This is a genomic window from Bradyrhizobium sp. Bra78, assembly GCF_024519855.1.
GTDB lineage: Bacteria > Pseudomonadota > Alphaproteobacteria > Rhizobiales > Xanthobacteraceae > Bradyrhizobium > Bradyrhizobium japonicum_G.
The window spans coordinates 384,363-404,094 of record NZ_JALJRE010000001.1 but is presented as its reverse complement, the minus strand read 5'-3'; the positions used below and the strand labels follow the sequence as shown (position 1 = coordinate 404,094).

Annotated in this window: 21 protein-coding genes; 7 read left to right on the top strand and 14 right to left on the bottom strand. The window is 64.8% G+C overall.

The window, feature by feature from the left end:
* Positions 1–51: 51 nt before the first annotated feature.
* The 3 genes from bfr to OC450_RS01910 all read right to left on the bottom strand — a co-directional run bounded on the left by bfr (position 52) and on the right by OC450_RS01910 (position 1,404).
* Positions 52–540: a bacterioferritin gene (gene bfr, locus OC450_RS01920; protein ID WP_011089420.1), complete on the bottom strand. Its 489-nt coding sequence runs from the start codon at positions 538–540 to the stop codon at positions 52–54.
* A 133-nt stretch (positions 541–673) separates the two neighbouring features.
* Positions 674–946 (bottom strand): bacterioferritin-associated ferredoxin, encoded by a 273-nt coding sequence (locus OC450_RS01915; protein ID WP_195802814.1) that lies wholly within the window; start codon positions 944–946, stop codon positions 674–676.
* A gap of 161 nt (positions 947–1,107) precedes the next feature.
* Entirely contained in the window at positions 1,108–1,404 is a 297-nt protein-coding gene (locus tag OC450_RS01910) for a hypothetical protein (RefSeq protein WP_256806208.1), read from the bottom strand.
* A gap of 131 nt (positions 1,405–1,535) precedes the next feature.
* Between OC450_RS01910 and OC450_RS01905 the strand changes: the two genes are divergently transcribed.
* The gene (locus OC450_RS01905) at positions 1,536–1,874 is read left to right on the top strand and encodes a hypothetical protein (RefSeq protein ID WP_211384420.1); all 339 of its coding nucleotides are present in this window, start codon (positions 1,536–1,538) and stop codon (positions 1,872–1,874) included.
* Between the two features lie 232 nt (positions 1,875–2,106).
* Positions 2,107–2,391 (top strand): hypothetical protein, encoded by a 285-nt coding sequence (locus OC450_RS01900; protein ID WP_211384419.1) that lies wholly within the window; start codon positions 2,107–2,109, stop codon positions 2,389–2,391.
* A 99-nt stretch (positions 2,392–2,490) separates the two neighbouring features.
* On the opposite strand, the gene OC450_RS01895 is transcribed toward OC450_RS01900, so the two are convergent.
* Positions 2,491–3,717, bottom strand: coding sequence for a lytic murein transglycosylase (locus OC450_RS01895; protein WP_262047059.1), 1,227 nt, complete (start codon positions 3,715–3,717; stop codon positions 2,491–2,493).
* 7 nt (positions 3,718–3,724) lie between these two features.
* Positions 3,725–5,374: an energy-dependent translational throttle protein EttA gene (ettA, locus tag OC450_RS01890; RefSeq protein ID WP_211384417.1), complete on the bottom strand. Its 1,650-nt coding sequence runs from the start codon at positions 5,372–5,374 to the stop codon at positions 3,725–3,727.
* Between the two features lie 232 nt (positions 5,375–5,606).
* Here ettA and OC450_RS01885 point away from each other — a divergent pair, with 232 nt between their 5' ends.
* Together OC450_RS01885 and OC450_RS01880 are read left to right on the top strand one after the other, a co-directional pair.
* Positions 5,607–5,822, top strand: coding sequence for a hypothetical protein (locus OC450_RS01885; protein WP_018454129.1), 216 nt, complete (start codon positions 5,607–5,609; stop codon positions 5,820–5,822).
* A 130-nt stretch (positions 5,823–5,952) separates the two neighbouring features.
* On the top strand, positions 5,953–6,915 hold the full coding sequence (locus OC450_RS01880; protein WP_211384416.1) for a D-2-hydroxyacid dehydrogenase family protein: 963 nt from the start codon (positions 5,953–5,955) through the stop codon (positions 6,913–6,915).
* Between the two features lie 722 nt (positions 6,916–7,637).
* Here the strand turns inward: OC450_RS01880 and OC450_RS01875 are convergent.
* Positions 7,638–8,825: a L,D-transpeptidase gene (locus OC450_RS01875; protein WP_211384415.1), complete on the bottom strand. Its 1,188-nt coding sequence runs from the start codon at positions 8,823–8,825 to the stop codon at positions 7,638–7,640.
* A 368-nt stretch (positions 8,826–9,193) separates the two neighbouring features.
* On the opposite strand from OC450_RS01875, the gene OC450_RS01870 reads away from it, so the two are divergent.
* On the top strand, positions 9,194–10,039 hold the full coding sequence (locus OC450_RS01870) for a hypothetical protein (RefSeq protein ID WP_256806207.1): 846 nt from the start codon (positions 9,194–9,196) through the stop codon (positions 10,037–10,039).
* A 2-nt stretch (positions 10,040–10,041) separates the two neighbouring features.
* Here OC450_RS01870 and sseA read toward each other — a convergent pair whose 3' ends face one another.
* From sseA to OC450_RS01855, 3 genes are all read right to left on the bottom strand, one after another.
* Positions 10,042–10,893, bottom strand: a complete 852-nt coding sequence (sseA, locus tag OC450_RS01865) for a 3-mercaptopyruvate sulfurtransferase (RefSeq protein WP_211384413.1) — start codon at positions 10,891–10,893, stop codon at positions 10,042–10,044.
* Positions 10,894–11,019: 126 nt separating this feature from the next.
* Positions 11,020–11,433 (bottom strand): rhodanese-like domain-containing protein, encoded by a 414-nt coding sequence (locus OC450_RS01860; RefSeq protein WP_211384412.1) that lies wholly within the window; start codon positions 11,431–11,433, stop codon positions 11,020–11,022.
* Between the two features lie 131 nt (positions 11,434–11,564).
* A complete protein-coding gene (locus OC450_RS01855; protein ID WP_262047058.1) occupies positions 11,565–12,740 on the bottom strand; it encodes a vWA domain-containing protein in 1,176 nt (391 codons plus the stop codon).
* Between the two features lie 123 nt (positions 12,741–12,863).
* On the opposite strand from OC450_RS01855, the gene OC450_RS01850 reads away from it, so the two are divergent.
* Together OC450_RS01850 and OC450_RS01845 are read left to right on the top strand one after the other, a co-directional pair.
* A complete protein-coding gene (locus tag OC450_RS01850) occupies positions 12,864–13,109 on the top strand; it encodes a GlsB/YeaQ/YmgE family stress response membrane protein (protein ID WP_027519717.1) in 246 nt (81 codons plus the stop codon).
* A gap of 92 nt (positions 13,110–13,201) precedes the next feature.
* Entirely contained in the window at positions 13,202–14,044 is an 843-nt protein-coding gene (locus OC450_RS01845; protein WP_211384410.1) for an AAA family ATPase, read from the top strand.
* 939 nt (positions 14,045–14,983) lie between these two features.
* Here the strand turns inward: OC450_RS01845 and OC450_RS01840 are convergent.
* The 5 genes from OC450_RS01840 to OC450_RS01820 all read right to left on the bottom strand — a co-directional run bounded on the left by OC450_RS01840 (position 14,984) and on the right by OC450_RS01820 (position 19,695).
* Positions 14,984–15,271, bottom strand: a complete 288-nt coding sequence (locus tag OC450_RS01840) for a hypothetical protein (RefSeq protein ID WP_211384409.1) — start codon at positions 15,269–15,271, stop codon at positions 14,984–14,986.
* A gap of 54 nt (positions 15,272–15,325) precedes the next feature.
* A complete protein-coding gene (locus OC450_RS01835) occupies positions 15,326–16,972 on the bottom strand; it encodes a GMC family oxidoreductase (protein WP_211384408.1) in 1,647 nt (548 codons plus the stop codon).
* 111 nt (positions 16,973–17,083) lie between these two features.
* Positions 17,084–17,677 carry a GNAT family N-acetyltransferase gene (locus OC450_RS01830; RefSeq protein ID WP_211384407.1) on the bottom strand — a complete coding sequence of 198 codons (594 nt, stop codon included), beginning with the start codon at positions 17,675–17,677 and terminating at the stop codon, positions 17,084–17,086.
* A 108-nt stretch (positions 17,678–17,785) separates the two neighbouring features.
* A complete protein-coding gene (locus OC450_RS01825; RefSeq protein WP_262047057.1) occupies positions 17,786–18,712 on the bottom strand; it encodes an SMP-30/gluconolactonase/LRE family protein in 927 nt (308 codons plus the stop codon).
* Between the two features lie 137 nt (positions 18,713–18,849).
* On the bottom strand, positions 18,850–19,695 hold the full coding sequence (locus OC450_RS01820; protein WP_262047056.1) for an AraC family transcriptional regulator: 846 nt from the start codon (positions 19,693–19,695) through the stop codon (positions 18,850–18,852).
* Between the last annotated feature and the right edge of the window lie 37 nt (positions 19,696–19,732).

Here is a 19,732-nt window from a genome sequence, read left to right as displayed (position 1 = left end):
GTCGTGCCGGCGAGGCCGGGACGATACGGGAGTGTGTGGCGACCTCAGGGCTCAGTGCCCCTCGCCCTCGAGCCCGCCGACGTGCTTCTGGGTGTAGAGTTCGAGGCCGATGCGGCCGATCAGGTCGAGCTGGGTTTCGAGGAAGTCGATGTGATGCTCCTCGTCGCTCATCAGCTTCTCGAACAGGTCACGCGTGACGTAGTCCTTGACGCCGTGGCAGTAAGTCGCCGCTTCCTGGTACAGGGCCCGCGCGCTCATCTCGGCGGCGAGGTCGCACTCGATGATCTCCTTGACGTTCTGGCCGATGCGCAGGGGATCGAGCACCTGCATGTTCGGGAAGCCGTCGAAGAACAGGATGCGCGCGGTGAGCTTGTCGGCGTGCTCCATTTCCTCGATGGACTCCTTGCGCCAGACCTTGGCCATGTCGAGGAGGCCCCAATTGTCGAGAAAGCGGTAGTGCAGCCAGTACTGGTTGATCGCAGTCAGTTCGTGACGCAGTGCCTTGTTGAGATAGTCGATAACTTTTGCGTCGCCCTGCATGGTTCACTCCAGCTCTTGCAGTCCAAATCGGCTCTAAACCGAATTTAGAACGCTTCTAAATGAGTTTAAAGATGGGAGCAACCGGCTACGGGGACGCAGCCGGGGGAAAAGCTCAGCCGAGGGGCGGAAGATTTCAGCAGGCCGCGAGGGCGAACTGGGCAGGCTCAGCCGTCTCGTCGTTGGCTGCTACCGTGTGGCTGTGCGGGCAGCCGGAGCAGCAAGACTTGGCACAGGGGCCGAGCGCCTCGTCGATGATGGTCTTGATCGTCCGCGCACAGCGGCCGCATTCGGCGCTGCAGCCGAGGCACCCGTAGATCTGCTTGGCATGGCGCACGGCGTCGTCGGACTCGGCGACGGCGGCGCGGATGTCATCATCGCTCAGCACGTTACAGGAACAAACGATCATGGAAGCGGAAGGCCCTTCGGTGATGCGCCATCATCGATATTTAAGGGGCCGCCCGGATGCAAAAGGAAAAACCGGAATTTGAAGCTATTCCAAACTAGCCCGGAAACAGCCTAGAACGGCTCTAAAATAGCGAGTTGCGCTGGATCAAGATTGCGGCGGACCTAGTCGCCGCCACCGCCTCCCCCACCGTCGCCACCTCCGCAATCCCCGCCACTGCTGCCGCCATCGCTCGTGGAACAGCTGCCGCCGTCGGTCGAGCTTCCCGAACTGTCGCTGGAGAACCAGCTTCCAAGCGAGAAGCCGTCGCTGGTTCCCGAATAGCTCTCGCTGCTTCCCCCATCGCCACCGGTCGCAGCGCGGGAGCGCCGGACGCGGTTCTGGAGGTGGGTGAACCAGCCGTAGCCGATCGCGAACGCGATCCCGGCGGCGATCAAAGCATTCATCATCGTATTGCCCATCATCCCCGCCTGGCGGAGTGCCCGATCCATATTATTTGGTCGCACCCGGCAAAGGTGCCGTTCATTGATCATTCAAACGAAGTATGGAACTCTGGTCCCCAAAGAGTTCCGCGTATGAAGAGGTCAAGCCAATGAAGAAGTCGCTCCTGGCGGTCGCTGCCGTCGCCACCCTGGCCCTGACGGCCGTAACGCCAGCCCACGCGCAGCGCGGCGTCGCTGCGGGCGTGGCCGCCGGAATCATCGGCGGTGCCATTGTCGGCGGGGCGCTGGCTTCTCCGTATTATTACGGACCCGGTCCCGCCTACGGATATGGTCCGGGCTATGGCCCCGGCTACTACCCGCCCCGCTATTACGCGCCGGGTCCCGGCTATGTCGCCGACGACTATTACGGCAACGGCTGCGTCTGGCAGAAGCAGCGCTTCTGGGACGGCTATGGCTGGCGCGTCCGCCGCGTCAGAGTCTGTGGCTGAGGCGACTTGAACCGCTTAAACCGCTTGCTGGTCCGGTTCACTACGGATGCGCCGTTCATCTCGGGGCCTGAAAAAGACCGCTTTTTCTCGTCACAGCTCCGTGTGCGTTTACCGCGGATTGACCATTTGCGCGCTTCCTAGCTGCAAGGCCAATCCCATCAGAGTCTGCGTGAACCTTTGAACCCCGGGCGCTTCTAACAAGGAGCGTCCACCTCTCAGGAGAGCCAAGAGCATGAAGAAGACTTTAGTTGCCGCCCTCACGGTTGCGACGATCGCCGGTTCGCTGGTGACCGCCACGCCGTCCGCCCAGGCCCGTGACGGCGTCGGTGTCGGCATCGCGGCCGGCCTGATCGGCGGCGCGATCGTCGGCGGCGCCATCGCGTCGAGCCGTCCGGCCTATGGTGGTCCGGTTTACGTGGCCGAGCCCGGCCCGCCGCCCCCGCCCTGCTATTGGCAGCGCCAGCGCTATTGGGACGGCTATGGCTGGGTCGTTCGCCCGGTTCGCGTTTGCTATTGATCTGATCGCAAGATCTGATCGTCAGGCGCCTCCGCGCCGCGATCGAAGCCCGGCCGAAACCATCGGCCGGGCTTTTTTCTTTGGCGAAGAGCTGCGTCGCTACCGCGCCGCCTGGATCGAGCGCAGCACCTCTTCGCTCGGCCAGCAATCGACCTTGAGACCTGCCGACTTCTGATAGGCGCCGAGCGCGGCGCGCGTCTGCATGCCGGCCTTGCCGTCGATCTTGTCCTTGTAGAGCCCGACGCGCGTGAGCCCGCGCTGCATGGTCTCGACGTCCTTGGTGCGCAACTGCTTGGAGGCCGACCAGGCCGTCGCGAACGGCAACGGGCTGGTCATGCTGTCACTGAGATGGCCGACGAACAGCACATAGAGGTCGGAGAAATTGTATTCCTTGATGACGAAGTAGTTCTTCGTGGTCAGGAATGACGGACCGTAGATGCCTTCCGGCTGGAGCAGCGAGGCCGGCTGCGCCTGCTCGGCGGCGCTGAGCTTTTGTCCACGGACCGGCACAAAGCCTTCGCGCAGCCACTGGCCGATCGGCTTCGTCACCTCGGGCACGCCGGCGGTGCAATCGACCTTCGCCGGCGCCTGCACCTCGTAGGCCCAACGCACGCCGTTCTGCCAGCCCTTGTTGACGAGCTGCTGTGCGGCCGATGCCAGCGCATCCGGCACCGAGTGCCAGATGTCGATACGGCCGTCGCGGTCGAAATCGACGCCGTGCTTGTAATATTCCGACGGCAGGAACTGCGTGAGCCCGGTGGCACCGGCCCAGGACGAGCGCATGTCCTTGCGCGTCACCGCGCCCTCGCCGAGGATCTTCAGCGAGAGGATGAACTCGTTGCGATAGGTGTCCTTGCGGCGGCCGACATAGGCCTGCGTCGCCAGCACGCGCACGAGGTCGTAAGGCAGCGTGTAGTGGCCGTAATCGGTCTCGCGACCCCAGATCGCGAGCATGACGGACGCAGGCACACCGGAGTTTCTCTCGATCTCCGTCAGCGCCGGACGATATTTTTGCATCAGCCGCTGTCCCTCACCCGCAAGCCGCGCGATCGAGGCTTCCTTGACGTAGTCAGCCGGCACCTGAACGAACTCGGCCTGCGACGGCGCACCCGTCGCGGGCCGTCCCGGCAAAATCAGATCAGGCAGCTTGTAATCGGGCTCGAGCCCGCGCGTCTCTCGCTCGAACGTCGCACGCGACACGCCGGCGGCCTGCGCCTCCGGCCAGAGCGAGGCGATGAATTGCGTGAAAGCGGCATCGGCGGCGCGGGCGGACGACCATCCGCAGGTGATCACGATCACCGCAGCGATGAGCATCCGCCGCATCATGCCCGGATCACCGCGTCAGCTTCTTGTACTTCACGCGGTGCGGAATGATGCTGTCCTGGCCGAGCCGGCGCATCTTGTCCTTCTCGTAGTCCTGGAAGTTGCCTTCGAACCATTCGACGTGGCTGTCGCCTTCGAAGGCCAGGATATGGGTCGCGATGCGGTCGAGGAACCAGCGATCATGGCTGATGATGACGGCGCAGCCGGCGAAATCCTCCAGCGCCTCTTCGAGCGCACGCAGGGTGTCGACGTCGAGGTCGTTGGTCGGTTCGTCGAGCAGCAGAACGTTGGCGCCGGACTTCAACATCTTGGCGAGATGCACGCGGTTGCGTTCACCGCCCGATAGCGCGCCGACCTTCTTCTGCTGGTCGGCGCCCTTGAAGTTGAAGGCCGAGCAATAGCCGCGCGAGTTCACTTCCTTCTTGCCGAGCAGGATCAGCTCGTTGCCGCCGGAGATCTCCTCCCAGACGTTCTTGCTGCCGTCGAGCGCGTCGCGCGACTGGTCGACATAGCCGAGATGCACGGTCTCGCCGACCGTGATGGTGCCCTTGTCCGGCGCTTCCTGCTTGGTGATCATCTTGAACAGCGTGGTCTTGCCGGCGCCGTTGGGGCCGATCACGCCGACGATGCCGCCGGGCGGCAGCTTGAAGGTGAGATCGTCGATCAGCAGGCGATCGCCAAAGCCTTTGCTGAGGCCTTCGAAATCGACCACGTTGGCACCGAGCCGCTCGGCGACGGGAATGATGATCTGCGCAGTCTGGGTCTGCTTCTCGCTGGCCTGCTTGAGCAGATCCTCGTAGCGCTGGTAACGCGCCTTGGACTTGGCCTGACGCGCCTTCGGCGACGAGGCGACCCACTCCTGCTCGCGGGCCAGCGTCTTCAGGTGCGCGGCGTCCTCGCGTCCCTCCTGCTCGAGCCGCTTCTGCTTCTGCACCAGCCAGGACGAGTAATTGCCCTCGTAGGGAATCCCCTTGCCGCGGTCGAGCTCGAGGATCCAGCTCGTGACGTTGTCGAGGAAGTAGCGATCATGGGTGACGATCAGGATCGCGCCGGGATAATTGCGCAGATGTCCTTCCAGCCATGACACCGACTCCGCGTCGAGATGGTTGGTGGGCTCGTCGAGCAGCAGGAGTTCGGGCTGGTCGAGCAGCAGCTTGCACAGCGCGACGCGACGGCGCTCACCGCCGGACAGTTTCGTCACGTCGGCATCGTCGGGCGGACAACGCAGTGCGTCCATGGCCTGATCGACCTTGCTGTCGAGATCCCAGAGGCCCTGGGCCTCGATCTCGTCCTGCAGCTTGGTCATCTCGTCGGCCGTCTCCTCGGAATAGTTCATCGCCAGCTCGTTGTAGCGATCGAGGATGGCCTTCTGTTTGGCGACGCCCAGCATGACGTTCTCGCGCACGGACAAGCTGGCATCGAGGTGCGGTTCCTGTTCGAGATAGCCGACGCGGGCGCCCTGGGCGACCCAGGCCTCGCCATTATACTCCTTGTCGAGGCCGGCCATGATCTTGAGCAGCGTCGACTTGCCCGAGCCGTTGACGCCGAGCACGCCGATCTTGGCGTCCGGGTAGAAGCTCAGATGGATGTTGTCGAGCACCTTCCGGGTCGGATAGCTCTTGGTCAGGCCCTGCATGAAATAGATGAACTGGCGCGCCATCGGTCCCGAAAACCTTCGATTTGAGGAAATTTGCTTGCCGCCGATGTAGCGATCCCGCCCCCAAAGGGCAATGTTTTCCCTCCGTTCACCACGGATGAATACGGGACGGACACCATCCCGCCGCCGATCCGGACAATTGAAACCTTCTTTTAATAAATCAGGCCAAAGCTTGGTTTCGCGCGGAAACAGCGCCACCCGCTCAGAATGAACGGGAGCACAGCGAGACAGCGTCATGGCCATGATCGAGACCAATTCCCTTCCCGTTCCGGCAGAAGCCGGCAGCGCCTCCGCGTTCGCCTCGGAGATCAAGGGCTTCTGGAAGCGCTTCTTCGCCACCGCTTTCAACCCTTACCGGCCCGAACTGCATTACATGCGCGGCCCCGGCCCGGCCTGGCGCGCCAAGCACGGCATGAATGCGCCGTTCCGGCTCAAGCCCCGCGACCTCTGAACCCTTCTTCCCTAGCGGATTTTTGAAATGTCGGCGGCTTGCGCGCAGGTGTGATTGCGCGCAACCATGGCCGGGTTCCGATGATGGCGCTCCCGCCGGTGCCATCGCCCCTTGCCATGGATGAACGCTGATGACGCGGCTGCGCTGTGCAATTCTGGACGACTATTTCAACCTCGCCCTCGACGTTGCCGATTGGCAAAGCCTGTCCGACCGGGTCGATGTCACCGTGTTCAGCCATCCCTTCGCCTCCGAGCAAGCCGCGGCCAGCGCGCTCGCCGACGTCGACATCATCTGCGCCATGCGCGAGCGTACGGCATTCCCCAAGAGCCTGTTCGCGTCGCTCCCCAAGCTGAAGCTGCTGCTGACGTCAGGCATGCGCAATGCCTCGATCGACATGGAGGCCGCGAAGGCGCGGGGCGTCACGATCGGCGGCACGCAATATTCCCGCGACCCCACCGCGCCGCTCACCATGGGCCTGATCCTGGAGCTGACCCGCGGCATCGGCCGCGAGAACGCCCGCATGCATGCGGGCGCGCCCTGGCAGGCCTTTGCCGGCGTCGAGATCGAGGGAATGACGCTCGGCATCGTCGGGCTCGGCAAGCTCGGCAGCAAGATGGCGGGCATTGCGAAAGCGTTCGGCATGAACGTGATCGCATGGAGCCCGAACCTCACGCCGGAGAAGTGCAAGGACGCCGGCGTCGGCTATGCCAGCAAGGAAGAGCTGTTCGCCAAGGCCGATATCATCACCATCCATGTGGTGCTGAGCGAGCGTTCGCGCGGGCTGGTCGGCCGTGCCGATCTCGCGCGGATGAAGCCGACGGCCTTCCTCGTCAACACCGCGCGCGGGCCGATCGTGGACGAGCAGGCGCTGCTCGAGGCCTTGCAGCAGAAGAAGATCGCGGGCGCCGGCATCGACGTGTTCTCGGTCGAGCCGTTGCCGACGGACCATCCGTTCCGCAAGCTCGACAACCTCGTGCTGACGCCGCATCTCGGCTACGCGACCGAGGACGGCCTGCGCATCCATTACGGCCAGATGGTCGAGGCGATCGATGCCTGGACCAAGGGCGGCGAGCTGCCGCGGAAGCTGGCCTAGACGGTCGGCTACGCGGCGGAGCGCTGGCTGACGGGCTGCCTTGCCACGTCGGCGAAACCGTCGCGCCAGGAGGTATGAGCCGGGAGCCAATCCAGTTCGCGCCTGGCCTTGGCGTTGGAAGCCCCGCGCACGCGTCATCATCGAGACCATATGCTCGCCGGCCAACAACCGACCGAGCCATGCCGGCACGTGAAGCGGCGGCTTGGCACCCAGCAACTCGGCCAGCGCCGGCAGCCATTCCCTGACCTGTGCCGGGTGGTCGTCGACGATGTTGTAGATGTTGCCCGGACGGCCGCGCTCGACTGCGGCGACGGTGGCAGACGCGGCATCTTCGGTGTGAGTGAACGACCAGTAACCACCGCCATCGCCGATCAGCGGCACGCGCCGGTGGTGCAGCTGGTCGAGGCCATCGGCGACAACGGGTTCGGCCCCCAATGCCATGAGCATCCCGGCCTTTTCCGTGGCTCGCGTGGAGCCGACGACCGTGTGTCCCTTGGCGATGAGCATGGCAACCAGATGGCGACCGATCGCACCGGTCGCGCCTGCAACAAAGATTCGCATCCTGTGCTCCTCACGTCGTCGCAATTCTTCCGTGAGGTAGTCGACGCGTGCCGGGATTCACCCCGGCGAACACACTCGCCGGTCATCGTCAGCGCCACAAACATTTGCGGCGCGTGGCCGAGGCACACGCGCCGCAATCAATCCAATTGTTCCACGCGAGGTTAGCGCACGGTGACCGGCGCTGGCAGCGGCGGCACCACCGTCGGCTGGGTACCCGGGACGGGGCCAGCCTGGGCAGCCATCGGAGCCGGCCCGGCAGCACCCGGCGTCGGCGCAGCGGAAGCGGTCGCCGTTCCCGGCGGCGGGCCACCCGGCAGCACCACCACGCGGGTGCCGACCTTGACCCGATCAAACAGATCCGAGACGTCCTCGTTCAGCATGCCGATGCAGCCGGACGAGACGAACTTGCCGATCGTCGAGGGCTGGTTGGTGCCGTGAATACGGTAGACCGTCGATCCGAGATACATCGCGCGCGCGCCGAGCGGATTGCCGGGGCCGCCGGCCATGAAGCGCGGCAGATAGGGCTGGCGCTCGATCATTTCCGTCGGCGGATGCCAATCCGGCCACTCGGCCTTGCGGGTAATCTTCTGCACGCCGGTCCAGGTGAAACCATCGCGGCCGACGCGGACGCCGTAGCGGATCGCCCGGCCGTTGCCGAGCACGTAATAGAGGTAGGTGTTCGGGGTATCGACGATGAGCGTTCCAGCCGGCTCCTTGGTCGCCAGCGAAACTTCCTGGCGGCGCAGGTTCGGCGCCAGCTGCGCCGGCGCAGCGTCGGGCTGCTCCTCGGGCGGCAGCGAAGCGATCGCCATCGGCCGGCCATCGTTGCCCACGGGGGGCTGCGCCTGAACCGCTCCAGTCGCTGCGGGACCACCGACGGCCTCCGGCGGGCGCAGGCCGTCGCCGCCGGGTGCCTGGCCCGGGCGATCGGCATAGATCACCGCGGGCGGTCCGGCGGGACGGCCATAGCGGGGATCATCGGGTGACATCACGGGGCCCTGTGACGGCGCCGCCGAGTAGACCGGGGGACCAGCCGGACGGCCATAACGCGGATCATCCGGCGACATCACCGGCCCCTGCGGCGGGGCCGCCGAATAGACCGGAGGGCCGGCCGGACGGCCGTAACGCGGATCGTCGACCGGGCCGGGCGGCGGCAACGCAGCCTGCGGCATCGCATCGTCGTCATCTTCCAGCGCGTCGAAATTCGGGGCGCGGTCGCCGGGGCGGTATTCAGCCGGCGCCCCATAGCTCGGCGCCTGCTGGACCGGATAGCTCTGAGCCTGTGCGAGCGAGGTTCCCGCCGCAGCGACTGTTGCGGCAGCGCATATCGTCAGAAAATGTTTGATCATCATCGCTCTTGTATAGTCCCCGGGCCCCGTCCGGACCGTTAACGGCCAGATGACCGAAGATAGCGGCACATTCAAGACATATCGGGCTTATTTGCGCCGGACTTGCCGATTTGTGATCCGCAACACTACCGTTGCCCCGTTGCATCACGGGGCGAAAATCATCTCCTGCGGCAAATCGGCGGAGTTTTCGGCTCGGTTTTTACGGAACGGCGCGGAATCGTTGCGCTATGTTCGAATAAGCCTGATTCGCCACCGCTTTGAGCTCAGAATCCCTGCGTGGCGAACGCGGCAATCAGTATCGTCACCGCGTTCAGATGGCTCATGGGCCCTGGCACGTCGCCGCCGGGGCGGAAATTCGCAATTTCTCGATGCTTCCCGGCTTTCGCTTCCTGTTTGCCGCGATCCTGCTGTCAGCCTCCATCCTGGTGTTCGGCCTGGGCGCCGCCGCGCTGCTGCGGGCGAGCCATGAGCAGTATGTCAGCAACCCCTCCTGGCGGAACGGCCCGCAGGAGAAGGTGTTTGCGCAAGCTCCCGAGCCCGCCCAGCCTGTGCTCGCGGTCCTCCGCGCCGAGCCGGAGGCGGCCGCTGAGCCGACGCCGTCGCCATCGCTGCGCGACCAGGTGCCGACCATCGCACTGCCGTTGAGCGAGCCCGAACAGGTGGCCACGGTGACGACCGGGACCGACGTCCAGCCGCAAGTCATTGTGGCTCCGGCTGAGGTCCCGGCCGCCGAGCCGGCCAATCCCGAGACGATCAAGCCCGAGATGATCAGGCCCGAGACGACCAAGGCCGAGACGTCCGAGCCCCAGACGACCGAGCCCGAGAAGACAACGGACGCTGCTGCGCCGGCTCCCGCCGACACGCTCACACCGGCCGATACCGCGGCGTCGATCCCCGAGACCAAGCCTGCCGCGGCCGCCAGCGCGCCGGCGGCGGCCGACCCCAGTGCCGCCCTTGCCTCATCGGCACGCGACATCACCTCGGACAAGATGGCCGTACTGAACGATCCCGCGACCACGGCCTGGAAGGATCCGCCGGCGAAGGTCAAGACCGGCAGCAGCACGCCGGAGAGCAAGGCGGCCAAGCCGCGGGCGCATAAGGTGAAGAAGCGCCGCCGCGTCGTACGGCGCCCACCGCCGCCGGTTCAGCAGCTCGATCCGTTCGGACGGCCGCAGCCGACGCTCGCCGCAACGACCACGCGCGCGCGGCAATAATCTCACGCCGGCCCGGTCGCGACCGGCGGGCCTTTTTCCTGGCCCCATTCCGACCATGAGCCGTCATAGAGCGCGGTGTCGGTGATGCCGAGGCGATAGAGCGCGAGCGTCAGCACGCCGGCCGACACGCCCGAGCCGCAGCTCGTCACGATCGGGGCGTCGAGCTGGACGCCGGCGTCGGTGAACGCAGCGCGGAGATCGTCGAGCGGCTTCATCGTTCCGGTCGCGGCATCGAACAGCTGATTGTAGGGCACGTTGCGGGCGCCGGGGATGTGACCGGAGCGGATGCCCAGCCGCGGTTCCGGCGCACGGCCCTCGAAACGGTCGGCAGCGCGCGCGTCGATCACCTGCTCGGCACGGCTTTCGACGTTGGCGACCAGTTGCTGCATGCTGCGCACACGCTTCGCATCATAACTCGCCTTGAAGCTCGCCGGCTTCGGCTTGACCTCGCCGCTCTCCACGGCGCGCGCTTCGGCGCGCCACTTCTTCAGGCCGCCATTGAGGATGCGCACGTTGGCGTGGCCATAGGACAGGAACATCCACCACGCGCGCGGCGCTGCGACCCAGCCGCCGGCATCGTAGAGCACGACGGTGTCGGCATTCGAGATGCCGAGATTGCCGACGTCACGGCCGAACTGCTCGGCGCTCGGATACATATGCGGCAGCGGGTTGGAATGATCGGACACCGCATCGACGTCGAAGAACGCCGCGCCCGGCAGATGCGCGGCGAGATAGTCGTCCTTCGGCAGAGGCAGCACGCCCGGCAGCTTGAAGCTGGCGTCGAGCACCTTGACGTTGGCGTCGTTGATGTGGGCGGCGAGCCATTCGGTGGAGACGAGGGGATCGGTGGCCATCGGTGTTTCCTTGTCATTCCGTGGCGCCCGGAGGGCGAGCCCGGAATCCATCGCGCGGCGGTGTTGGTGGATGAATGGATTCCGGGCTCGCGCTGCGCGCGCCCCGGAATGACGGAGCGAGCCCCCTCACCCCTTCTTCTTCGGCTCCCATTGCTGCACCGGTCCGCCGGCGTCACGCCAGGCGGCGTAGCCTCCGGCGATGTGAGCGACGGGCTTCAGGCCCATGTCCTGGGCAGTCTTGGCGGCAAGTGCGGAGCGCAGGCCGCCGGCGCAGTGGAACACGAACTTCTTGTCTTCCTGGAACACCGGCTTGGCATAGGGGCTCTGCGGATCGATCCAGAATTCGAGCATGCCGCGGGTGCAGGCGAACGCGCCGGGGATGCGGCCGTCGCGCTCGATCTCGCGCGGATCGCGGATGTCGACGATGACGACGTCGCCGTTCTTGGATATCTCGATCGCATCCTTCGCTGTGAGCGTCTCGATCTCGGCATTGGCCTCGTCGATCAGCGCCTTGATGCCGCGGGTGATGGTCTGGGGCACGTGGTTCTCCTCTTCTCGTCATTCCGGGGCGCGACGCAGTCGCGAGCCCGGAATCCATTCCTCCACTGACACTGCCGCCCGATGGATTCCGGGTTCTCGCTGCGCAAGCCCCGGAATGACGGCGTGTGTGGCTAGTGCGTCAATTCCTTCATCGCGCCTTCCAGACCTTCGATCGTGATCGGGTACATGCGGTTGGCGAAGATGCGTTTGATGATGGTGGTCGATTCCGAATAGTCCCAGTGCTTCTGCTGCACCGGGTTCAGCCACACCGAATGCGGATAGGTGCGGATGATGCGGTCGAGCCAGACCGAGCCGGGCTCCTCGTTGACGTGCTCGACCGAACCGCCGGGCACCATGATCTCGTAAGGCGACATCGAGGCGTCGCCGACGAACACGATCTTGTAGTCGTGAGGATATTTGTGCAGCACGTCCCAGGTCGGGGTACGGTCGGTGAAGCGGCGCTTGTTCTGCTTCCACACGCCTTCATAGAGGCAATTGTGGAAGTAGAAATACTCCATGTGCTTGAACTCGATCTTCGCCGCCGAGAACAGCTCCTCGACCTGCTCGATATGCGCGTCCATCGAGCCGCCGATGTCGAAGAACACCAGAAGCTTCACCGCATTGCGCCGCTCGGGACGCATGTGCACGTCGAGATAGCCGTGATTGGCGGTCTCGCGGATGGTGGTGTCGAGATCGAGCTCGTCGGGCGCGCCGGTGCGCGCAAACTTGCGCAGGCGGCGCAGCGCCACCTTGATGTTGCGGATGCCGAGCTCGACATTGCCGTCGAGATCCTTGAACTCGCGCTTGTCCCACACCTTCACGGCGCGGTTGTTGCGGTTCTTCTCCTGGCCGATGCGGACGCCTTCGGGATTGTAGCCGTGGGCGCCGAACGGCGAGGTGCCTGCCGTGCCGATCCATTTCGAGCCGCCCTGGTGGCGGCCCTTCTGCTCCTCGAGGCGCTTCTTCAGGGTCTCCATGAGCTTGTCCCAGCCCATGGCCTCGATCTGCTTCTTCTCCTCGTCCGTCAGGTATTTCTCGGCGAGCTTCTTCAGCCACTCCTCGGGGATCTCGGCCCCCTCCATGGCATCGAGCAGGCTTTCCAGCCCCTTGAACACGGTGCCGAAGACGCGGTCGAACTTGTCGAGATTGCGTTCGTCCTTCACCAGCGCGGTGCGCGACAGATAGTAGAAATTCTCGACCGAATAATCCGCCAGATCGGCGTCGAGCGCCTCCACCAGCGTGAGGTATTCGCGCAGCGTCACGGGGACCTGCGCGTCGCGCAGAGAAGTGAAGAATTGCAGGAACATGGGTGACAGATTGCCCGTCGGGTGGCGGACGTCAAGGGGCGGCGGCCACTGCTCGGCGCTGGACCGGGAGGCTTTTTGCTCTAGAATTGGCGGCCTCACGGGGTTGTTTGGGGGACGTTTGCAATGGGAATTCTCGCAGCGCTGATCATCGGCGCGATCGCCGGCTGGCTTGCCGGCAAGATTGTCCATGGGGCGGGATTTGGGCTGATCGGCAACATCGTCGTCGGCATCATCGGCGCACTCGTGGCAAGCTGGGTTCTGCCCCAGCTGCACATCCAGCTCGCAACCGGCACGGTCGGCGCCATCGTGGACGCCACCATCGGCGCGGTGATTGTGCTCGTCATCCTTTCGCTGATAAAACGGGTCTGAAAGCCTGACCGAACCAGGAACGGCCGCCGCGTGCGGCCGTTCCCATGTCGCGACCGGGGCGAGCCCCGGCCGACGACCAACAAGGACGCGCAATGAAATTTACCGGCACCAAGGACTATGTAGCGACCGACGATCTCAAGGTCGCCGTCAATGCCTCGATCGTGCTGGAGCGTCCGCTCCTCATCAAGGGCGAGCCCGGCACCGGCAAGACGGTGCTGGCGGAGGAAGTGGCGAAGGCGCTGAACGCGCCGCTGCTGACCTGGCACATCAAGTCCACCACCAAGGCGCAGCAGGGCCTCTACGAATACGACGCGGTGTCGCGCCTGCGCGACAGCCAGCTCGGCGATGCGCGTGTGTCGGACATCAGGAACTACATCAAGCGCGGCAAGCTGTGGGACGCCTTCGCCGCCGAGCAGCGCCCGGTGCTGCTGATCGACGAGATCGACAAGGCCGACATCGAATTCCCCAACGACCTGCTGCTCGAGCTCGACCGCATGGAATTCCATGTCTACGAGACCGGCGAAACGATCAAGGCCAAGCAGCGCCCGATCATGATGATCACCTCCAACAACGAGAAGGAGCTGCCGGACGCCTTCCTGCGCCGCTGCTTCTTCCACTACATCAAGTTTCCCGACGCCGACACGATGGGCCGCATCGTCGACGTCCACTTCCCCGGCATCAAGAAGCGCCTCGTCGAGGAAGCGCTGCGCATCTTCTTCGAGGTGCGCGAGGTGCCCGGCCTGAAGAAGAAGCCCTCGACCTCCGAGCTGCTCGACTGGCTCAAGCTCCTGCTCAACGAAGACATGAGCGTCGAGCAATTGCGCGAGCGCGACCCGCGCAAGCTGATCCCGCCGCTGCACGGCGCGCTGCTCAAGAACGAGCAGGACGTGCACCTGTTCGAGCGGCTGGCGTTCTTGAGCAGGCGGGAAGTTTAGGTTTCTGGGTCCCGGCTCTGCAGCGCACCGCTGAAGGAGCGTTGCGCTGCGTCCGGGGCGCGAGAGCGAGGTGTGGGCGCATGCCCCCTCCACCTCGGCATTGCGAGCGCCGCGAAGCAATCCAGAATCCCTCCGCGGAAGCAGACTGGATTGCTTCGCGGCGCTCGCAATGACGGAGCAAGGGGCATCGCTGCTTCTCCAACCCGCATCGCAATCGCAGACAAACCTTCGCATCCTCGCGGCGCATTTCGCCCGAGCTTTGCTCTGTCCGTCGCCCCCCCAAAGAAAGAGGGCGCAGGGAAGGCCGGGTGCCGGCTGGCACCCACGGTCCGCTGTGCGAAAGCACACGCAGAAAAACTGCACAGCGGCATACAGGTGAAGCCAAACACACGGCCTTCCCTGCGCAGTGGTCGGACGGCTTATGCCATGCTCTCCCGGGAGCCGAGTTCCTGCTGGCCTCCCTCGCCCTGCGAATTGACGATGCCGTCCACCCGGTTGGGCTCGCGCACATCTCCGCAAAGGCTTGACCGTAGCAACGACGGCCAGGACCACACGGTTTTGCCGTACGCAGCTCATCCGGCTTCGCCATGAGGCTTCGCCGGACTTCGGCGCCGCTCGTCCGCACGAAGCCTCGGGCTCACAGGGACTACCCGCCCTGCCCGCGCCTCTCGCGCACGACGCTGCCGCGTCCACCGCAACCCGGCCCGCGTTTCGAACGACTCGCGAACCGCCCCTCTTCGTGGGCCGGGCTGTTTTGGGTTATGACGCAATTCCGAATTTCGGTAAAGTGGAATATTTTTGAGGGAAGGGATTGACGGGGGTGAGGGGTGTTTTGGCCGACGGGCAACGAGATCCAGTAGCCCGGATGGAGCACAAGCGTAATCCGGGATCGTGCCACAAACGACGGGCCGTCCCGGATTGCGCTGCGCTCCATCCGGGCTAAGGGGTCTGCAACGTCGAGACCCACTCAAGAGCTGGAAGCACCGTGCCAACAAACACACCGGTTGAAAACGCCTTTCGAACTGGGGTGCCCCAAGGAAACCATCGCACTCCACCCATGAAGTACACTGCCGCCCAGGCACCGACCAACAGGGTCCAATCCCGCCACCCTACCCGCAACAGCAAACCAATCGGAATGGCGGTACAGAGAAAGACGATCGCGCAGATGGCGATCTGGCCAACAGATTGCCGCTCATCGTTGATTTGGGGCATTTGCCGCGTTTCCATGAACGGAGCTCGTAGGGCGGCTTGGCCGTCAAGCGCAACCCACCCTACGAAATATCACGCCACCGCGGCATCCGGAATCCGCGCCGCTTCCATCGGCTGCTTGCCGCGGATGAGGTCCGACGCGCGATCCGCGATCATCATTGTCGAGGCGTTGAGGTTGGCCGAGATCATGCGCGGCATCACCGAAGCATCGATGACGCGGAGGCCCTCCAGGCCGTGGACGCGGAGCTGGTCGTCGACCACCGCCCAGCTCGAATCCGCCGGGCCCATGCGGCAGGTGCAGCCTGGGTGGAAGGTGGTGGTGCCGCGTTCGGTGGCAGCGGCCAGAAACTCGTCGTCGGTATTGATGTTGGGACCGGGGAAATCCTCGTAGGCGTAATAGGGCGACAGCGGCGCACTCTTCAGCAGGCGCCGCGCGAGCTTCATGCCGCCGACGATGACACGGCGGTCGAGCTCGGCGTCGAGATAGTTGGTCTGGATGATCGGCGGCGCGAACGGATCAGACGAACGGATGCGGACATAGCCGCGGCTTTCCGGGCGCTGCTGCCAGGACGCGACCGTCATGCCGGGCTCGTCCTCGAGCTGGCCCTGCACGCCTTCCTTGTAGCTTGCCGGCGTGAAGGTAAGCTGGAGGTCGGAAGAGTCGGCGCTCTCGCCGGAGTGCCAGAAGCAATAGACCATGGTCGGCGACAGCGACAGCAGGCCGCGGCGCGTGGTCGCCCATTTCAGCGCCTCGATCCAGAGCGAGAGGCCGCGGCGCAGCTCGTTGATGGTCTTGATATCCTTGACGCGTGCGACCGTGCGCGGCGCGTAGTGATCTTGAAGGCCTTCGCCGACGGGCAGCGCATGGCGCACGGCAATGCCGTGGGCCTGGAGCAGGTCCGGCGAGCCGATTCCGGAGAGCTGCAAAAGCTGCGGAGAATTGTAGGTGCCGCCGGACAGGATCACTTCCTTGTTGGCGCGGACCTCGACCGGCGTGCCATTGCGGCCGCCCTTCATGTAGCGCACGCCGACGGCGCGCTTGCCCTCGAAGATGATCTCGGTCGCGTGCGCGTGCGTGTGCACATGCACGTTCGGCCGTTTCATCGCGGGCTTGAGGAAGGCGGTCGAGCCGGAGACGCGCAGGCCGTTGTCGATGGTGCGCTGGCAGTAGGAGACGCCTTCCTGCTTCGCGCCATTGTAATCGGGGTTGCGGGGGATGCCGAGTGAGACCGCGCCTTCCATGAAGGCTTCGCAAAGCGGGTCGCGCCACTCCATGGTCGTGACCGTGAGCTTGCCGTCGCGGCCGCGGAAGGTGTTGTCGCCCTCGCCGACCCGCTTCTCCAGCCGCTTGAAGTAGGGCAGCACGTCGGCATAGCCCCAGCCGCGATTGCCCATCTGCGCCCAGGTGTCGAAATCCATCCGCTGGCCGCGGTTGTAGATGTGGCCGTTGATCGAGGAAGAGCCGCCGAGCGTCTTGCCGCGCGGCGCGTAGATGCTGCGCCCGCCGGTCCAGGGCCCGACCTCCTGCTGGTAGGCCCAGTTGATGCTCTTCATGTGGAAGGTCTTGATGAAGCCCGCCGGCAGATGGATGTAGGGATGCCAGTCGCTGGGCCCGGCCTCGAGCACGCAAACGCTGGTGCCGGGATCTTCGCTCAGCCGGCTGGTGAGCACGCAACCGGCGGAGCCCGCACCGACGATCACATAATCAAATCTGTCCATTCGTCCGTCCCCAGCGTGTCGTGAAATTGAGTGAATTGCCGCGGCGCGGGCCGACACCTCTCCCTATGGGAGAGGTGATCGAGCGCGCGGCCAATCCGGTGCACATCATCTCTAGCGCGGCTTTTCGTTGAGTTGATATTCGAGATGCGTCCGCACCGTCGGCCATTCGGCGGCGGTGATGCTGTAAACCACGGTGTCGCGCAGCGTGCCGTTCGGCGTGACCTGGTGGCTGCGCAGAATGCCGTCCTGCTTGGCACCGAGGCGCTCGATGGCGCGGCGGCTCTGGTGATTGAAGAAGTGGGTACGGAATTCGACCGCGATGCAGTCCAACGTCTCGAAGGCGTGGCGCAGCAGCAGGAGCTTGCACTGCGTGTTGAGCGGGCCGCGCTGCGCGCTCTTGCCGTACCAGGTCGAGCCGATTTCGACGCGGCGGTTGGCGGCGTCGATGTTCATGTAGGTCGTCATGCCGACGATATTGCCGCCGGCGTCGAACACGGTGAACGGCAGCATCGAGCCCGCGGCCTGCAGCCCTAAGCGGCGGTCGATCTCCTTGCCCATGTTCTCAGGCAGGGGAATCGCGGTGTACCAGAGCTTCGAGAGCTCGCCGTCCTTCACGGCCTCGACCAGCCCCTCGCGATGCTGATGCGACAGCGGCTCGAGACGGGCGTGCTGTCCGCGCAGGGTGATGGGATCAGGCCATGGCATTTTGAAGTCTCCTTACGTCATTGCGAGCGAAGCGAAGCAATCCAGAATCTTACCGCGGCGGCAGCCTGGATTGCTTCGTCGCTTCGCTCCTCGCAATGACGGCTTGGCTCACTTGTTCAAAAAATTCAACGGCAAACCGCCGCGCGGCCAGTCCATGGCGATCAGCTCGCCCTTGCCGGACAGCGTGATGTAGGCGGTCTTCAGCCCGGGACCGCCGAAGGCGATGTTGGTGGTGACGCGGTCGCCGGTCGGGACCTGCTCGACCAGGGTCCCATCCGGCGCGATCACCGAGATGCAGCCGGAAACGAGGGTGGCGACGCAGACATTGCCGTTCGCTTCGACCGCGAGCGAGTCGAACATCTGGTAGCCGCCGAGGCCGCAGATCGGCTTGCCCCGCTCGCCGCGATAGATCACCTCGCGCGGCTTGAGCGTGCCGGGCGCGGAGAGCTCGTAGGCCCAGAGCCGGCCCGTCGGCGTTTCCGCGATGTAGACGGTGTTTTCATCCGGCGACAGGCCGATGCCGTTGGCCGGCAGCACGCCGTGCACGACTTCGACGATCTCGGTCATGCCGGGCTTGAGATAATACATGCCGCCGACGTCCATCTCGCGTGGACGACGCTTGCCAAGATCGGAGAACCAGAGGCCGCCGTGCCTGTCGAAGACGAGATCGTTCGGCCCGCGCAGATCGTGCTCGCCGCATTTGGTCACGACGGTCTCGACCTTGCCGGATTGCAGGTCGACGCGCTGGATCGAGCCGCCAAGATAATCGTCCGGCTGTGGTCCCGGCATGATCATCTTGCCGGTCGGGATCCAGGAGAAGCCGCCATTGTTGCAGATGTAGATCTTGCCGTCGGGGCCGAGGGCCGCGCCGTTCGGCCCGCCCGGCACCTTGGCGACGATCTCCTTCCGCCCGTCGGGATAAACACGGGTCAGACGCTGGCCACGGATTTCCACCAGCACGACCGAGCCGTCCGGCATCACGACCGGCCCTTCGGGAAATTCGAGGTCGGTGGCGAGAACGCGGACGTTGGACATGTGGTGACCCTCCCGGATGCTTGTTATGACTTGCACGGGATGTCCGGCACGGGCCCCACACGCAAGATTTGCCTGCGGTTATGGCAAAACAGGTCCGCCTTGCCAAGCAAGCGGGATGGTATGCCAGCGTTGCAGTCCTACTCCGTCACCGGCACCCAGATCTCGAAGCCGCCGTTGCCGGTGGCAGGATCGAATTTTTCGTCATAGCGCTCGAAGTTCGGCGCATCGGCGGCTTTCAGCCCGGACGCCGGCAGCCATTGATTCCAGATCGTGTTGACGGTGCGGCGGATCGAGGCGACGTGCTCGGTATGGGTGAACACCGCATAGCGCTGCTCGGGAATGCGGATGCGACCGAACCGGCGCGGCAGGTCGGAGAAATCGGCGACCTCGACGCCGGCAATGTAGTCGAAATTGCCGGCATCATCGCCGTTGCAGCAGACGCCATAGGCGACTTGATCTTTCCCTTGGCCGATGCCCGCGGGGATGTCGGCGACCTCCTGATGGAAGCGCTGCCACAGTCCGGGAATGGCCGCGCCGTTGTCGCAGGAGATGCGCTCGTTGATGCCTGCGACGAGGAAGGCGCTTGTGGTTTCGAAACGCGGCGGGGCGAGATGATCGAGCATGGTGGAATCCATGAGGATCGGCTCCTGTAGCTTGAGATGGCTGACGCATGTCGCGGCCCGCACCGCTTCGGGTGTGGTGCCAAACTGGTCGCGGAACGCGCGGGTGAATGCTTCGTGCGAGCCGTAGTCCGCCTCCAGCGCCAGCGACAGGATGTCCGGCGCGCCGTTCGCGAGGCTGCGCGCCGCCTCGGTGAGCCGCCGCGCGCGAACGTAACGCATCACGGGATAGCCAGTGGCTGCGGCAAACGCGCGCACGATGTGGAACCGCGACACGCCTGATATCGCGGCGATCTCGTCGAGCGTCATCGGCTCGGCCAGATGGCTCTCGATGTACCAGAGCGCGCGCTGGGCTGGGTTCATGGTGGTTCTCGTTCGAAGCGTGACCATGATGCACGAA